Origin of the sequence: Halalkalicoccus sp. CG83, assembly GCF_037081715.1 — an archaeon.
GTDB lineage: Archaea > Halobacteriota > Halobacteria > Halobacteriales > Halalkalicoccaceae > Halalkalicoccus > Halalkalicoccus ordinarius.
Genome location: NZ_JAZDDH010000002.1, coordinates 23,752 through 37,566, shown reverse-complemented (window position 1 = coordinate 37,566; position 13,815 = coordinate 23,752). Strand labels below are relative to the sequence as shown.

Here is a 13,815-nt window from a genome sequence, read left to right as displayed (position 1 = left end):
CAACAGGTTGTGGAGTACCGTTTCCTTCGACGGGGCTGTTCGTCCCGATGGCGCGTCGTGACCGGAACGCGCTGTCAGGGGCACGTGCGGAGCTCATCCACCTCACGTCCGTCCGCGCATCTATGCGGTCCGTTTCCGTCCTCGAGGTCGATCGTCGACTCGGTCTTTATCCGCTCCGATCCCCTACCGGAGCGTATGACGACCGTCGCGTTCGTCTGTTCCGGAAACGCAGGGAGGAGCCAGATGGCGACCGCGTTCGCCGAACGCGAGCGCGAGCGCCGAGGTCTCGACGTCGAACTGCTCACCGGCGGCACCGACCCCGCCGACCGTATCCATCGAGAGGTGATCGACGTGATGGACGAGAAGGGGATCGACGTCCGCGATCGGGAGCCCCGAGCGATCACGCCGTCGGACGTCGAGAGCGCGACACACGTCGTGACGATGGGCTGTTCGATCGAGGGAGTTCGTCCGGCGGACTGGGAGGGAGAGACCGAGACGTGGGAGGTCGCCCACCCCAGCGGCGACGCGATCGACGCCACACGCGCCCAGCGCGACGAGATCGAACGCCGCGTTTCCGACCTCTTCGATCGGATCGAGACCGGCGGGTAGGCTCGGCGGAGCGGCGAGAGCGGTCCACGGTTCTGGTACCGATACCAGTAACGTGATCGCCGCCGATAATCCACCCGGTAGCATGGATCCGAACACGAAGGACGCGCCGACGCGGGGACGACGGCGTGAACGTCGACGTCGCTTCGAGACCAGCGGGAGTACGGCCGACGGCCGGGGATGAGCGCCGAGCCCGAGTCGCTGGACGCCCTCTCGACGTTCCGACGGTTCCTCTCCCTGGAACGGGACGTGCTCGTCCTCTCGCTCGCGATGTTCGCGTTCAGCCTCGGCTTCCAGATGACCAGCCGATACATTCCTGAGTACATGGCCGCACTGGGCGCCAGTGCGTTCGTGATCGGACTGTTCGGCAGCGTCGGGAACGTCATCAGCGCCGTCTACCCCTATCCGGGCGGCGTGCTCTCCGATCGAATCGGCTCGCGGGTCTCGCTCACCGCCTTCGGCCTGCTCTCGAGTCTCGGGTTCGCGTTCTGGCTCGTCGCGCCCGCCCTCGGTACCGTCGAGATCGGCGGGGTCGTCCTCGAGCCGTGGATCTGGATCTTCGTCGGACTGTTCCTCGCGCAGGCCTGGAAGTCGTTCGGGCTCGGTGCGACGTTCGCCATCGTCAAGCAGGCGGTCCCACCCTCGCGGCTCGCCCGCGGCTTCGCGAGCACCGAGGTCTTCCGTCGAACCGCCTTCCTCGTCGGCCCGCTGATCGCCGCCGGCGTGCTCTACCGCTTCGCCGACTTCGCCGTCGGCTTCCGGTACGTCCTCGCGATCGCTCTCGTCTTCGGCCTGCTCGCGACGGCCGTCCAGCACTACCTGTACGAATCGGAGGACTCCTTCGGCAAGGAGTTCGAGGGTCTCGACGCGATCCGGAACGACCTGCGGAACTTACCCCCCGAACTCCGCCCCCTGCTGGTCGGCGACACCCTGGTGCGCTTCGCCAACGGCATGGTCTACGTCTTCTTCGTGATCGTCGTCACCCAGTTCCTCGAGGTCGGACTCACGATCGGCCCGTTCGACCTCTCTCCCGCCGTCTTCTTCGGCGTGCTGCTCGCGGTCGAGATGGTGATCGCGCTGGTCTCGATGCCGCTGGCCGCGAAGTTCGCCGAATCGGTGGGGTTGAAGCCGGTCGTCGCGCTCGGCTTCGCGGTGTACGCGGTCTTCCCGGTACTCCTTATCTCCGCACCCGCGAACGCAGGGGTGGTCGCACTGCTGTTCGCGTTCTCGGGGCTTCGGTTCGCCGGGCTCCCCGCCCACAAGGCGCTGATCGTCGGCCCCGCCGAACGCGATACCGGCGGGCGGGTCTCGGGGGCGTACTACCTCGTGCGCAACGCGGTCGTGATCCCGAGCGCGGCGCTCGGCGGTGCGATCTACGGCGGGCTCTCGATCCCGGGGACCGACCTCGCCTACGGCGGCAGTCCCACCGTGGCGTTCGCGCTCTCGAGCCTGATCGGGGTCGCCGGCACGGCGTACTTCCTCGCGTTCGGGAGGGAGTTCGAGCCGTACGCCTGAGCCGATCGACGGTCCGTCGAGAGTCGGGTCGTCCGATCGGCGTGGTTCGGACGGCAGGTTCATCGGCGAGGCGGGCGTAGCGCGGACGTGACCACGCGCGATCGCCTCCGGGCGCTGCTCGGGTTCGCGCTGTTCGGCGCGATCGTGGTCGCGGCCGTCGCGTTCGGGCCCGAGCGGGCCGTCGAGGTTCTGTTGGCGCTTCAGGGCTCGCCGTGGCTGCTTCCCCTCCTGTTCGCGCTCTACCTGCTTCGGCCGTTCGTCGGCTGGCCACACAGCCCGTTTGCCGTCGCCGTCGGCTTCTACTTCGGGCTCGTCTCGGGCGTCCTCATCGCCCTCGTCGGCCTCCTGCTCACGAGCCTCCCGCCGTTCGCGATCGGGCGATACCTCGAGGCCGACGCCGGTGCGTTCGGCCGAGTGAGCGAGCTGGGCGAACGGTTCGCCGAGACGACCGGCGACCTTCGGGCGGTCGCGGGCGCACGGCTGCTTCCGGTTCCCGCCGACCTCGTCTCCTACGGTGCGGGCGTCGCCGGCGTGCGAACGAGCAGGTTCGTCCTCGGCACCGTGGTCGGCGACCTTCCCTGGCTCGTCGGGCTGGTGTTCGTCGGCGCACAGCTCGAGGCGTTCAGCGCCGAGGGGATCGAGGGGCTCGACCCCCTCACGGTTCTCGCGCTCACGCTAGTCGGTTTGCTCGTGGTGGGAAAGCCGCTCTATTCGCGGCTACGCGACTGATCGCGTCGAGAGGGGCCGAGCCACGGTCTCGGGGGGTGCGTCGAACCGCTCAGGGTGGAGTAAGCCGGCGAGTACCTCGAGCGAGTCGACCAGGCGATGGCTCGGGCGGTTGAGGTACGCCGAGCCGTCGACCACCCAGGCTCGCCCCTCGCGAACGGCCGTGAGGTCCTCCCAGCCCTCCCGGCCCGTGAGCTCCGCGAGGTTCTCCACGGTCTGATCGACGTCGAACCCACAGGGCGCGACCACGAGCGCCTCGGGGTCGAACTCGATCACCGAGGACCACTCGACGGGCGTCGAGGCCCGGCCCGGTTCGACGATCCCGTACTCGCCGCCGGCGGATTCGACGAGCTCGGGCACCCAGTGGCCGCCGACCATCACCGGGGACATCCAGTCGAGGTCGAGGGTGCGTGGCCCGCCCTCGTCGGGCGTGCGCTCGCGGACGCGCTCGATTCGCCTGCGGAGATCGGTGACCAGGGCGGTGGCGCGCTCCTCGCGGCGGATCGTCCGTCCGATCCGCTCGACGTCCGCGAGGACGTCCTCCAGGCTGTGGGGATCGGTCGTGAGCACCTCACAGTCCAGCCCTCGCTCCTCGACGGCCTCCCGCACGAGGACGGTGTCGACCGCACAGACGTCGCAGACTCCCTGCGTAACGATCAGGTCGGGGTCGGCGCGCTCGAGTTCCTCGGCATCGATCCCGTAGACGCCGCCCGCGCGCTCGGCCTCGAGCACCGCCTCGTCGATGCTGGCGCTGTCGGCCGCCACGTCGACCGAGGTGTGGGTGATCGCGGGCGTCTCGCGGACCTCCGGCGGGTGGTCGCAGCTGTGCGAGACCGCGACGGGTTCGACGCCGAGCGCGTGGACGATCTCGGTCGCCGAGGGTAGCAGGGTGACGACGCGCATGGTCCGAGTAGGGTGCCCGGGAGCATATAGCTGACCGGGATCGACGGGGACTTCGGGGTGGCTCGGGTAGGCAGAGGGGATGGCTCGGCGGAAGCGGGAATGGGACTATCGGTGGACGGTCCTCGTCCTCTGTACGCTCGCGTTCTTCGCGACGATGGTCGCGCGGCTGGTGATCAGCCCCGTCGTTCCCCGGATCGAGGCGGCGTTCGGCGCCTCCTCCGGGCTGGTTGGGCTGGCGCTGACGGGGCTCTGGGCGGCGTACGCGCTCGCGCAGTTCCCCTCGGGCGTGCTCGCGGACCGCTACGGCGAACGGACGGTGATCCTCGCCGCGATCGGACTCACGGCTGCGGCGAGCGGCCTGCTCTCGCTCTCGCCGTCGATGCCGGTCTTCGTGCTTCTCACCGTCGTTCTGGGCGGGGTCGCCGGCCTCCACTACAGCGTCGCGACCAGCCTGCTGACGCGAACGTTCGACGGGGTCGGCACCGCGATCGGCCTGCACAATTCGGGGGCGCCGCTCGCCGGCCTGCTCGCGCCGGTCGCCGCCGCGGCGGTCGCCGGCTGGGTCGGCTGGCGCGCCTCGATCGGGCTGGGCGCGCTCGTCGCGGCGCCGATCTTCCTGCTGTTCGCCTGGAAGGTGCGGCCCACCGAGCCCGCCCGCCCGGGCCAGCCGATGCGCGAACGCTTCGCCCTCGGGCCCGTTCGGGACCTGCTTACCCGCCCGCGGATCGCCTTCACCGCGCTGCTCGCGATCCTCTGTGAGTTCGTCTGGCAGGCGACCGCCTCCTTCCTCCCCGCCTTCCTGATCTACCACCACGGCCACTCGGCGGCGGCCGCGAGCGCGCTGTTCTCGCTCTACTTCGTCGTCCACGGGATCACCCAGCCGGGCGTGGGCGTGCTCTCGGACCGGATCGGGCGCGACGCGGCGGCCGGGCTCTGTGCGCTCTCGGGGATCGCCGGGTACGGGACGCTGGTAGTCGGGGCCGGGCTTCCGGTCCTCGTCGGCGCGATCGTGCTGGTCGGAACGGGAATGAGCTGGGGGGCCGCGATCCTGCCGCGCTTCATGGACAACCTCTCGGCCGAGGAGCAGGGGGCGGGCTTCGGGCTGGTGCGGACGGCGTACATGATCGTCAGCGCGACCGGAAGCGCCGTCGTCGGCAGCGTCGCCGACCTCGCGGGCTGGGGAGCGGCGTTCTCGGTGTTCGTCGCGCTGCTCTCGGTAGTGGTGGCGGCGCTCGTGCTCAACCGGACGCTGGATCTGGGTCTCTGAGTCCCGACGTCGAGGGGAGGGAGGGCGCGTTCGTCCCGCAACCGAACGTGTTCGGGATCGTGGCTTCCGTGCTCCGGGGACTACGACCCTCCATGAGCACGACGCGATCCGAGGGCGAGCCCGAGCGAACGTCCGATCGCACCGTCACGGTCGTCTGCACCGGGCACGTCTACACCGCGGTAGGCGAACACCGCTTTCAGTACGAGTTCGAGGGGACGAAGCTCCGCGACCTGCTCGCGGCGCTGTTCGAGGAGCACGACATCGAGCACATGCTCATCGCCGAGACGGAGGCCGAGGCCACCCACAGCGGCTGGGCGCCCACTCCCGACGAGCTACCGGGCACCTGGCGGAAGAACCCCGAGGGCGAGCAGACGCGCAAGTACGCCCGCGTGACCGTCAACGGGCGGTTCAACGAGCACTTCGACGGGCTTGACACCGAGTTGAGCGACGGCGACCGCGTCGCGCTCATCTACCCGTTCATGTTCTGCTGTTAGTCGCCGGCTGAGATCGGCGGGCGAGTGGCCGAGGCCACCGCGACCGCTGACCGCCGGCGCTCGAAACGACAGCGTATTCACCGCCGAACGAAAACGGCTCGTGTACACACATGGCACGGACGCGGCTGTCGATCACGCTGCCGGACGGCGTCTGGATCGAGGAGGTCTCGACGGCTCAGCCGGAGGCCGACTTCCGCGTGCTGGCGGCGATGCCCGGCGACGGCGAGGACGCCGGGTTCGGGGTGGTGCGGATCGACGCGCCGGACGTCGAGTCGATCCTCGCGGAGATGCGCGCGGCCGACGACCTCGCGTCGCTGTCGGTCCTCCAGCGCGACGAGGGACGGGCGATCGTCCAGTTCGAGACGACCGAGCCCCTGATCCTGCTCTCGGCACGGGAGTCACGAACCCCGATCGAGCTCCCGGTCGAGATCCGGAACGGGGTCGCGACCGTCGACGTCACCGGCTCGCGCGAGCACCTCTCCGTGCTCGGCGACCGGCTCCGGAGGTTCGGACTCCGGTTCGAGGTCGAGTACGTCCACGAGCGAGTCGACACCGAGGAGCTGCTCTCGGAGCGACAGCGCGAGGTGCTGTTGGCGGCCGTCGAGGGCGGGTACTACGACACGCCACGGGGGTGCTCGCTCACGGAGCTCGCCGAGGAACTCGGCGTCGCGAAGTCGACCTGCAGCGAGACGCTCCACCGCGTCGAGGAGGTCATCGTGAAGCGGTTCGTCCGCGAGCTCCCCGAACGGGAAGGGGCGGCACCGCCGGCACCGACCGAGCGGTCGTAGCCCTGCGGCGACGTCGGCTCGAGCGCGCGCTCGGAGAGCGGATCTCCCGGTCGCGAACGCATCGGCCGCCGGAACCCGAACGTCTAGAGTACGACCGACAGCGTCGTTACGTCGGCGATCCCGGACCGACCATGGGCGGGACGTACACGCTCGTGATCGAGCTCTCGGAGTCGACGACGATCGAGGTCGGCGCGCTGGGCGAACACCGCTTCCCGGCCGGCTGGTACGCGTACACCGGCAGCGCGTTCGGTCCCGGCGGCCTCTCGCGGGTCGACCGACATCGCGAGCTCGCGCGTGGCGAGCGAGACGTCCACCACTGGCACGTCGACTACCTGCTCGACCACGACGCGACTCGTGTCGATCGGGCGGTTCGCACCACCGAACGGGAGATCGAGTGTGCGGTCGCCCGCGCTCTCCCCGACGCCGGGATCACGGGGTTCGGAGCCTCGGACTGCGGCTGTTCGTCACATCTGGCGTACACGGACGACCGACGAACGCTGCTGGCGGCGGTCGAACGCGCTCACAGGTGACCGGCCGTCCGCACGCGGAGACCCCGGCCCCGACCGACGAGCCGGAGGGCGTTTCGCTCCGGCTCCGAGTCGAACGCGGCCGCGGCCGCTCGGGTGAACGACGGCGATCAGCGGGCGCGTGAGGGGCAGAGAAGAGGACGACGGCGATTCCGGCGCGTGGAAACGACGGGACGGACCGTTTCGACTGCGACCGCGTTCGGGTTCGTAAGCCGTGGACGATCAGCGCCACTCCTCGAGGTCGGCGAACGTCGAGGAGTCGGCGCTGATCCAGGCGGTGTATCGCTCGTCGGACGCAAGCGTCTCGGGGACGACCGTCCAGCAGTCGAGCCGCTCGCCCTCCTCGTGCGTGATGAGGCGGAACGGTCCGTCGTCGTCGTGCGCTTGGAATGGAACGCTCACGGTCGTGGATTACGGTGTATCGATTAACTGCCGTACGCTTGCACACGCCGGTCGAGGGCCGTTCGGTCGAAGCGCTACGGTCGGTACCCGTCGAGCACGCTCTCGACGTCCGCGTGCTTCGAGAGCAGCCCGCACATCCGCTCGACGGTCTCGGCATCCCGCGTTCGACCGCGTCTGACGACGTCCTCGGCGCGGTCGATCGTCGAGAGCGTGTCGGACCGGACGACCATGATCGGGACCCCCCGCTCCTCGGCCTTGCCGACGACCGCGCTCGACGGCCGGATCCCCCCGGTGAGGACGGGACGCGTCACACCCGAGGCCTCGAGCGCGACGGTCCGGACGTCGGAACGGTCGCCGCCCGTGATCAGCGCGGCGTTTCGCGTCCGCCGAAAGTGTCGGAGCGTGGAGTCACCGCCCATCGCGCCCGTCGATGCGACCGCGCGGAAACGGTCTCCGAGCGTTCAGACGTCCTCGGGAAGCCAGCCGCCGTCGACCTCGAGGTTCGTGCCGCTGATGTAGCCGCTTCCCTCCTCGAGGAAGGTAAAGAGCGCCTGGATCACGTCCTCGTAGGCCGCGGGTCGCCCTCGGGGGAGCTCCTCGGGGAACTCCGCGGAGTTCTCGATCACGTACGGCGAGACCGCATTGACGGTGATCCCGTCCTCCGCGGTGTCGGCCGCCAGCATCCGGGTGAACATCAGCACGCTCGACTTCGCCATGAAGTAGGGGGCGTTCTTCGGGTTGACCATCCCCTTCTCGCTCGAGGCGTAGCCGACGTTGACGATCCGCCCGTAGCCCCGATCGCGCATCCCCGTCAGCGCGCGCCTCGAACAGAGGTAGGTGCCGGTGACGTTCGTCTCCATCACGCGTCGCCACGTCTCGACGTCGATCTCGGCCCAGTGTCGCGGCGCGAACGCGCCGACGTTGTTCACGAGGATCTCGACCGGACCCAGGTCGGCCTCGACGATCCCGAACAGCGCGTCGACCTCGTCGGGATCGGTGACGTCGCCGCGGACGGTCGTCGTCTCGGCACCGCGCTCGCGGGCCGACTCGGCGACCTCACGGGCCGCTGATTCGCTCGTCTTGAAGTGGACGGCGACGTCCGCACCCCGGTCGGCACAGGCGAGCGTGAACGCTCGGCCGAGACCCTTCGCGCTGCCGGTCACTAGAACGGTCCGCCCCTCGAGGTCGGGTTCGATCACGTCGTGAGTCGGGGCGGTCGTCCCATAGCTGTGCGGGAATCGCGCTCACGACGGTCGAGGTCCGGTAAGCGTTTATAACGAATGGACATGTACGTGGGGCATGGCGATCGAAACGATACTAGTCGCGATCGGGCAGGACGACGAGGACAGGGCGAAACGACTCGGCGAGGCGACGATCGACGTCGCGGGGCCGACGGGCGCACACGTGGTACTAGGACACGTGTTCACCCAGCGGGAGTACGACGAGGTGGTAGACCGCCTCGACTTCAGCGCCGGCGATCGTCCCGACCCCAGCGCCGTCGCCGAACGCCACGTCGAGACCCGGACCATCGCCCAGTCGCTCGACGCCGCCGGGATCGACTACGAGATCCGCGGCTCCGTCGGCGACCGCGGCGAGTCGATCGTCGGCCTCGCGGAGGACGTCGGCGCCGACCGCGTGCTCGTCGGCGGGCGCAGGCGGAGCCCGGCGGGCAAGGCGGTCTTCGGAAGCACCGCCCAGGAAGTGATGCTCTCCTCGCCGTGTCCCGTCACCTTCGTCCAGGACTGACGGATACTCCGCGTTCGCCTCGGCTCCGCGCTACTGGCGGTCGTCGCGTTCGTCGTCGGAGCCGAGCTTCGCGTCGTCCTCCTCGGCCCCGCGGGTAGCGGCCTCGCCGACCGAGGGCTGCTCCTCGGGGTTCTCGGTCGGGCCCTCGGTGTCCTCGTCGAGGTCGTCGGCCACCTCGCGGGCGTCCTCGGCGTCGCGCGGCTCGTCTGGGGCGGGGTCCTGAACGTCCTCGTCCTCGGGCGTTCCGACCCCCTCGCCGGGGACGCCCATCTCCTCGGTCGCCCCATCCTCGGCAGCCTCGTCGACCCCCGTCTCGCTCATCTCGTCACTTCCGCCGGACTCGGTCGTCCGGCCGGTGGTGACGTCGCCCGTGTCGTCCATCGGCATCTCGGAGACCTCCGTGTCGTCCTCCTCACTTCCGGCGGTGTCCGTGGATCGGGGGGTGGTCCCGTCGCCCGCGTCGCCGACCTCCCCGGACCCCGCCGCCCGTTCGTCCGCAGCTACGTCCTCGCGGGCTCCGGTCTCGGAGCCGGCCCCGATGCCGGACTCGGAGCCGGTGCCCGGCTCGACGCCCTCGGTGTCGGCGGTCCCGGTGTCCGCTCCGCCCCCGCTCGACGCGAGGTGGACGGTGTCGCCGGTGATCCGCTCGATCTCGGACTCGTCGACGGCCCGGGTGTCCTCGGCGTCGCCCCAGCCCAGCGCGGCCTTGAGGTCGTCGGTGATGCTCGGATCGGTCTCGACGTGGAGCGTCCCCCCCTCGACTGCGGCTACGAGGCCGACGCGGTCGCCGTTTGCGTCGAGTACGTTCTTTCCCTCGTCGTCCTCGGTCGGTCGGGTGCGAGAATCGGAGCTCATGATACGGTCGCGAGTAGGGCGACCGGTCGGATAATGGGCGACCCGGCCTGTGCGGGGGTATCATGTGAACGCTGTCGGCAGAATCTATGCAGTTAAGTGACGCGCGACTCGTTTCGGCAATCAGGATGGCATACTACGCCGGCGTGGACCTCGGCGCGACGAACACCCGAGCGGCCGTCGCCGACGAGGAGGGGACGATCCTGGCGACGGCGAAACGATCGACCCCGGCCGGACCGACGGGCATCGACGTCACCGAGGCGGTGTTGCGGACGCTCCGCGAGGCCTGTTCGATGGCAGAGGTCGATCCACGGGAGGTTCGGGCGGCGGGGATCGGGAGCTTCGGACCGTTCGACCTGGCGGCGGGGACGATCGAGAACCCCGCGAACCTCCCCGACACCGTCGAGACGGTCCCGCTGACGGGGCCCGTCGAGAAGCTGATCGGCTCCGAGCGGGTCTACCTCCACAACGACACCATCGCCGGGGTGATCGGCGAACGCTTTCACGCCGAGCGCAACCCCGACGACATGGTGTACCTGACCATCTCCTCGGGGATCGGTGCCGGCGTCGCGGTCGACGGCAACGTCCTCACCGGCTGGGACGGCAACGCCGGCGAGGTCGGCCACATGACGCTGGATCCCGAGGGGCTGCGGACCTGCGGCTGTGGCCACGACGGCCACTGGGAGGCCTACTGCTCGGGGAACAACATCCCCGAGTACGCCCGACTGCTCTACCGGGACGCACAGGGGATGGACACCGGCCTCCCGATCGAGGACCCCGACTTCTCCGCCGCCGACGTGTTCGAGCAGGCCGAGCGAGACGAGTTCGCCCGCTACGTGATCGACCAGGTCAGCCACTGGAACGCGATGGGCGTCGCGAACCTCGTCCACGCCTACGCCCCGCTCGTGGTCTACGTCGGCGGGGCGGTCGCGACGAACAACCCCGAACTGACGCTCGATCCCGTCCGGGAGAAGCTCGAGGAGATGGTGTTCGTCAACCTCCCCGAGATCCGGCTCACGACGCTCGGCGACGACGTCGTCCTCCACGGCGCGGTCGCGAGCGCGCTCACCGGCGGGACCGGCGACCGTTCGCGGCTGTGAGTGAGGCGATCGTTCGGCCCAACGCCCGCGAGAACAACCCAAACCCTTTCGAGTCCACACGGACTACGTTCGAGCAATGAGCACCGACGCCGGCGACCCCGACGACGCGGAGACGCTCCAGTCCCGGGTCGAGACCTGGATCGCGAAACAGATGCCGATCATCGAGATGCACGGCGGGACGAGCGCCGTCCGCAAGGCCGAGCCCGGCGGCGAGACCATCATCGAACTCGGCGGCGGCTGTCGAGGCTGTGAGGTCAGCGAGATCACGACCGGCAACATCGAGGCCGAACTGCTCCAGTGGCCGGAGATCGAGGAGGTCACGGTACGGGCACCGGAGGCCGGCGAGAGCTTCGGCGTCGATCAGCCCGAGAGCGTCATGGGCATCGACCGCAGCGAGGGCGGTCGCGGATAGCTCGCTCAGCGACCGAGCTTCTTCCGGTTGATCGAGAGTCCCGTCGGGGCGACGATGATCTGATCGTCACCCTTCTGAACGATGTCGCCGTCGACCTCCTGGGCGACCTGTCTGAGCTCGTCGATGACGTGCTCGACCGTGCTGTCGCTCGTTCGCAGCCTGACGATGTCCGCGATGACGATGTCCCCGTCGTAGATGGCGTCCTTGATCGCGATCAGGTCGCGCTGGCCGTCGATCTCGGCGATGTGTATCTGCGTACCCCCCTCGCCCGGGCCCGCCTCGACGTCGCCGAGGCCGACCTCGACGTAGTCGTCGACGTTTCGGCGGCGACTTTGGGAGGTCTGCTCGCCCAGCAGTTTGTCCATAAACCCCATGGACGAGGGTGCTCCCCTGCGCGTATAGTTCTTGCGTCAGACGCGTCGAGACGCCTTTTTGTCGGCGCCCAGCGAACCGCCGACGATGACGTTCAGCATCTGTGTTCGTGAACCCACTAACGACGGAGCCGACGGCCGTCGGTTCGGCGTCGCGGTGACGACGCGCCTTCCGGGCGTGGGTCGGCTCTGCCCGTTCGTGAGCGGAAACGGCGCGATCGCCACACAGAGTCTGGTCAACGTCGATCTAGGTCGTCGGGGGCTCGGCTACGTCGACAAGGGGCTGGCGATCGAGGACGCCCTCCGTGCGCTGTTGAACGCCGACGACGACGTCGAGAGCCGCCAGCTCCACGGCGTCGACCACGAAGGAACGTTCGCCTTCTCCGGCGACGAGTGTCGGGGGTGGTTCGGCCACCGCGAGGGCGAGGGCTACACCGTCGCCGGAAACCTGCTGGCCGACGAGTCCGTGCTCGAGGCGACCGCCGAGACGTACGAGGCGAACCGGGACGGGAATCGACCGCTCGCCGAGAGACTGATCGACGCGCTGGCGGCGGGCCAGGACGTGGGCGGGGACCGGCGGACGGAGCGCTCCGTTCAGAGCTCGGCGCTTCGGGTCGTCTCGGCGACGGAACCGACGCCGGTGGCGGCGTACGACGACCTCCGCGTCGACGCGAGCGAGGAGCCGATCGCCGAGCTCCGCGGAACGTACGAGCTGGCCAGGCGAGGCCACGCCGAGACCCATGGGACGGCCGACGAGGACGGCGGGTGACCGAGAAGACGGAACGCGTTCTGCAGGGGAAGGCGGAAGGGGGTCGTCGGCCGGACTACACGGTGAACGCGTAGAGATCGTCGCCGACGTGGTGGATCGAGTCGACGACCTTTCCGGACTCGCCGACCATGTCGTCGCCGCCGGTCTCCGCGCGACCGACCGCCAGCACCTTGCCGTGGGACTCCTCGGCGATCGCGACGAGGTCGCCGGGCTCGATGTCGTCGTCGGCGTCGACGATGCCGGGGCGCATCACGTCGGCACCGTTCGAGACGAACGACACCGCGCCGGCGTCGACGGTGACGACGCCCGTCTCCGGCGGGTGGTCGTTCGCCCCGCGAACGGTGAGGAAGGGCTCGTCCTCGTAGTAGAAGACCGCGGGCTCGCCGTCGACGAGCACGAGGTCGAACGGGGAGTCCGCGAGCTCGACGAGCTCGTAACTGTCGGCGTCGAGCTCGACGCCCAGCGCCGACCCCAGGGCGGCTTCGAGTTCGCGCACCTCGTCGTTGCGGAGGTGGTGGCGGGATCTGACCTGCATACCCACCTCCTGACGGCCGTCGCGCATAAAACGTCCGTTCCCGACGACGGTCAGGACTGGAGGTTCATCTCGTCGGCCCGCTCGCGCGCGATCTCAGTGACCTCCTCGGCGGTGAGGTCGGACTGCTCGGTGAGCACTCGGGTGAGCATGCCCAGCTGCCGGACGGCCATGCGCTGAAGCTCGTCGTCGACGTCGTTCGCGAAGTAGTAGGCGTCCTGGCGGTCCTCGTGGATCAGGCCGGCGTAGACGGAGACGACGTCATCGCGTTCGATCGCCTCGATCGCCCTCTGGCGAACGGTCTCGAAGTCGTCGGTCGGGGCCGTTCGTCGACGGGAGGGGCGGCGGCCACTAAACCGCGGTGGAAGGCCGCTCGTGATCCGGAGGTCGCTTCGCGTCGGCCGTGCGAAAAGGGCTAAGTGGGGGCCATTCCTCTAGCGACGCATGTGGGGCCCCCGCAAACAGGGCCAGCGGCCCGTGAGTTGTATCGCCTGTGACGCCGACGTCGAACGGTCGGACGCGCGCGAGTACGACAAGTACGGCGACCGGTGGGACCGGGAGGGGAAGACGTTCGAACACCTCTGTAAGGGCTGCTATCGCGAGCTCTGTCATCAGCCCCGCGAGGAACTCGAGGGGCTGCTCGTGGAGATCGACGCGGGCGAACACCCACAGGAGGAGTTCCTCTCGTGGTACTGTGCGCTGGTCGAGGAGCGCTACGGCCCCGTCGATGCCGAGGAACGCGAGCGCGAGCGGTAGGGTGCCACGCCGATACGTCTAACTGGCTCTCGATCGTAGCCGGGGGCAT

At 69.4% G+C, this 13,815-nt stretch carries 18 protein-coding genes and 1 pseudogene; 12 read left to right on the top strand and 7 right to left on the bottom strand.

Annotation, left to right across the window (positions count from 1 at the left end; genetic code table 11):
- Positions 1 to 195 precede the first annotated feature (195 nt).
- From V0Z78_RS13665 to V0Z78_RS13655, 3 genes are all read left to right on the top strand, one after another.
- Positions 196 to 609: an arsenate-mycothiol transferase ArsC gene (locus V0Z78_RS13665; protein WP_336345229.1), complete on the top strand. Its 414-nt coding sequence runs from the start codon at positions 196 to 198 to the stop codon at positions 607 to 609.
- A gap of 177 nt (positions 610 to 786) precedes the next feature.
- Positions 787 to 2,121 carry an MFS transporter gene (locus V0Z78_RS13660; RefSeq protein WP_336345228.1) on the top strand — a complete coding sequence of 445 codons (1,335 nt, stop codon included), beginning with the start codon at positions 787 to 789 and terminating at the stop codon, positions 2,119 to 2,121.
- Between the two features lie 87 nt (positions 2,122 to 2,208).
- Positions 2,209 to 2,850, top strand: a complete 642-nt coding sequence (locus V0Z78_RS13655) for a TVP38/TMEM64 family protein (protein ID WP_336345227.1) — start codon at positions 2,209 to 2,211, stop codon at positions 2,848 to 2,850.
- Here the strand turns inward: V0Z78_RS13655 and V0Z78_RS13650 are convergent.
- Complete coding sequence (locus V0Z78_RS13650) at positions 2,839 to 3,750, bottom strand: ABC transporter substrate-binding protein (RefSeq protein WP_336345226.1); 912 nt, start codon at positions 3,748 to 3,750, stop codon at positions 2,839 to 2,841. The two genes, V0Z78_RS13655 and V0Z78_RS13650, sit on opposite strands and share 12 nt — an antisense overlap.
- 79 nt (positions 3,751 to 3,829) lie before the next feature.
- Here V0Z78_RS13650 and V0Z78_RS13645 point away from each other — a divergent pair, with 79 nt between their 5' ends.
- From V0Z78_RS13645 to V0Z78_RS13630, 4 genes are all read left to right on the top strand, one after another.
- A complete protein-coding gene (locus tag V0Z78_RS13645; RefSeq protein WP_336345225.1) occupies positions 3,830 to 5,017 on the top strand; it encodes an MFS transporter in 1,188 nt (395 codons plus the stop codon).
- A 92-nt stretch (positions 5,018 to 5,109) separates the two neighbouring features.
- A complete protein-coding gene (locus V0Z78_RS13640) occupies positions 5,110 to 5,511 on the top strand; it encodes a MoaD/ThiS family protein (protein ID WP_336345224.1) in 402 nt (133 codons plus the stop codon).
- 110 nt (positions 5,512 to 5,621) lie between these two features.
- Positions 5,622 to 6,299: a helix-turn-helix domain-containing protein gene (locus V0Z78_RS13635; protein ID WP_336345223.1), complete on the top strand. Its 678-nt coding sequence runs from the start codon at positions 5,622 to 5,624 to the stop codon at positions 6,297 to 6,299.
- Positions 6,300 to 6,430: 131 nt separating this feature from the next.
- Positions 6,431 to 6,829 (top strand): GIY-YIG nuclease family protein, encoded by a 399-nt coding sequence (locus V0Z78_RS13630; protein WP_336345222.1) that lies wholly within the window; start codon positions 6,431 to 6,433, stop codon positions 6,827 to 6,829.
- Between the two features lie 219 nt (positions 6,830 to 7,048).
- On the opposite strand, the gene V0Z78_RS13625 is transcribed toward V0Z78_RS13630, so the two are convergent.
- The 3 genes and pseudogenes from V0Z78_RS13625 to V0Z78_RS13615 all read right to left on the bottom strand — a co-directional run bounded on the left by V0Z78_RS13625 (position 7,049) and on the right by V0Z78_RS13615 (position 8,427).
- The gene (locus tag V0Z78_RS13625) at positions 7,049 to 7,228 is read right to left on the bottom strand and encodes a DUF7511 domain-containing protein (protein ID WP_336345221.1); all 180 of its coding nucleotides are present in this window, start codon (positions 7,226 to 7,228) and stop codon (positions 7,049 to 7,051) included.
- Positions 7,229 to 7,302: 74 nt separating this feature from the next.
- Positions 7,303 to 7,653, bottom strand: a pseudogene (locus tag V0Z78_RS13620) (DRTGG domain-containing protein); the annotation flags it as partial.
- A gap of 36 nt (positions 7,654 to 7,689) precedes the next feature.
- Entirely contained in the window at positions 7,690 to 8,427 is a 738-nt protein-coding gene (locus V0Z78_RS13615; protein ID WP_336345219.1) for an SDR family NAD(P)-dependent oxidoreductase, read from the bottom strand.
- 100 nt (positions 8,428 to 8,527) lie between these two features.
- Between V0Z78_RS13615 and V0Z78_RS13610 the strand changes: the two genes are divergently transcribed.
- Complete coding sequence (locus V0Z78_RS13610) at positions 8,528 to 8,974, top strand: universal stress protein (RefSeq protein ID WP_336345218.1); 447 nt, start codon at positions 8,528 to 8,530, stop codon at positions 8,972 to 8,974.
- Positions 8,975 to 9,004: 30 nt separating this feature from the next.
- On the opposite strand, the gene V0Z78_RS13605 is transcribed toward V0Z78_RS13610, so the two are convergent.
- Positions 9,005 to 9,829 carry a DUF2171 domain-containing protein gene (locus tag V0Z78_RS13605; RefSeq protein WP_336345217.1) on the bottom strand — a complete coding sequence of 275 codons (825 nt, stop codon included), beginning with the start codon at positions 9,827 to 9,829 and terminating at the stop codon, positions 9,005 to 9,007.
- A gap of 125 nt (positions 9,830 to 9,954) precedes the next feature.
- On the opposite strand from V0Z78_RS13605, the gene V0Z78_RS13600 reads away from it, so the two are divergent.
- Together V0Z78_RS13600 and V0Z78_RS13595 are read left to right on the top strand one after the other, a co-directional pair.
- Complete coding sequence (locus V0Z78_RS13600) at positions 9,955 to 10,926, top strand: ROK family protein (RefSeq protein WP_336345216.1); 972 nt, start codon at positions 9,955 to 9,957, stop codon at positions 10,924 to 10,926.
- A gap of 76 nt (positions 10,927 to 11,002) precedes the next feature.
- Positions 11,003 to 11,338, top strand: a complete 336-nt coding sequence (locus V0Z78_RS13595; protein WP_336345215.1) for a NifU family protein — start codon at positions 11,003 to 11,005, stop codon at positions 11,336 to 11,338.
- A gap of 5 nt (positions 11,339 to 11,343) precedes the next feature.
- Here the strand turns inward: V0Z78_RS13595 and V0Z78_RS13590 are convergent, their stop codons facing one another.
- Positions 11,344 to 11,712, bottom strand: coding sequence for a cell division protein SepF (locus V0Z78_RS13590; RefSeq protein WP_336345214.1), 369 nt, complete (start codon positions 11,710 to 11,712; stop codon positions 11,344 to 11,346).
- Between the two features lie 85 nt (positions 11,713 to 11,797).
- Between V0Z78_RS13590 and V0Z78_RS13585 the strand changes: the two genes are divergently transcribed.
- Entirely contained in the window at positions 11,798 to 12,478 is a 681-nt protein-coding gene (locus V0Z78_RS13585; protein WP_336345213.1) for a DUF1028 domain-containing protein, read from the top strand.
- Between the two features lie 55 nt (positions 12,479 to 12,533).
- Here the strand turns inward: V0Z78_RS13585 and V0Z78_RS13580 are convergent, their stop codons facing one another.
- Entirely contained in the window at positions 12,534 to 13,013 is a 480-nt protein-coding gene (locus V0Z78_RS13580) for an RNA-binding protein (RefSeq protein WP_336345212.1), read from the bottom strand.
- Positions 13,014 to 13,454: 441 nt separating this feature from the next.
- Here V0Z78_RS13580 and V0Z78_RS13575 point away from each other — a divergent pair, with 441 nt between their 5' ends.
- Positions 13,455 to 13,766: a DUF7562 family protein gene (locus V0Z78_RS13575; protein ID WP_336345211.1), complete on the top strand. Its 312-nt coding sequence runs from the start codon at positions 13,455 to 13,457 to the stop codon at positions 13,764 to 13,766.
- Positions 13,767 to 13,815 lie beyond the last annotated feature (49 nt).

Excerpts from the sequence above, each read along its gene's own strand:
- V0Z78_RS13665 (WP_336345229.1), top strand. The coding sequence starts at position 196 with ATGACGACCGTCGCGTTCGTCTGTTCCGGAAACGCAGGGAGGAGCCAG.
- V0Z78_RS13660 (WP_336345228.1), top strand. The coding sequence starts at position 787 with ATGAGCGCCGAGCCCGAGTCGCTGGACGCCCTCTCGACGTTCCGACGG.
- V0Z78_RS13650 (WP_336345226.1), bottom strand. The coding sequence starts at position 3,750 with ATGCGCGTCGTCACCCTGCTACCCTCGGCGACCGAGATCGTCCACGCG.
- V0Z78_RS13645 (WP_336345225.1), top strand. The coding sequence starts at position 3,830 with ATGGCTCGGCGGAAGCGGGAATGGGACTATCGGTGGACGGTCCTCGTC.
- V0Z78_RS13640 (WP_336345224.1), top strand. The coding sequence starts at position 5,110 with ATGAGCACGACGCGATCCGAGGGCGAGCCCGAGCGAACGTCCGATCGC.
- V0Z78_RS13635 (WP_336345223.1), top strand. The coding sequence starts at position 5,622 with ATGGCACGGACGCGGCTGTCGATCACGCTGCCGGACGGCGTCTGGATC.
- V0Z78_RS13630 (WP_336345222.1), top strand. The coding sequence starts at position 6,431 with ATGGGCGGGACGTACACGCTCGTGATCGAGCTCTCGGAGTCGACGACG.
- V0Z78_RS13610 (WP_336345218.1), top strand. The coding sequence starts at position 8,528 with ATGGCGATCGAAACGATACTAGTCGCGATCGGGCAGGACGACGAGGAC.
- V0Z78_RS13605 (WP_336345217.1), bottom strand. The coding sequence starts at position 9,829 with ATGAGCTCCGATTCTCGCACCCGACCGACCGAGGACGACGAGGGAAAG.
- V0Z78_RS13600 (WP_336345216.1), top strand. The coding sequence starts at position 9,955 with ATGGCATACTACGCCGGCGTGGACCTCGGCGCGACGAACACCCGAGCG.
- V0Z78_RS13595 (WP_336345215.1), top strand. The coding sequence starts at position 11,003 with ATGAGCACCGACGCCGGCGACCCCGACGACGCGGAGACGCTCCAGTCC.
- V0Z78_RS13590 (WP_336345214.1), bottom strand. The coding sequence starts at position 11,712 with ATGGGGTTTATGGACAAACTGCTGGGCGAGCAGACCTCCCAAAGTCGC.
- V0Z78_RS13585 (WP_336345213.1), top strand. The coding sequence starts at position 11,798 with ATGACGTTCAGCATCTGTGTTCGTGAACCCACTAACGACGGAGCCGAC.
- V0Z78_RS13580 (WP_336345212.1), bottom strand. The coding sequence starts at position 13,013 with ATGCAGGTCAGATCCCGCCACCACCTCCGCAACGACGAGGTGCGCGAA.
- V0Z78_RS13575 (WP_336345211.1), top strand. The coding sequence starts at position 13,455 with ATGTGGGGCCCCCGCAAACAGGGCCAGCGGCCCGTGAGTTGTATCGCC.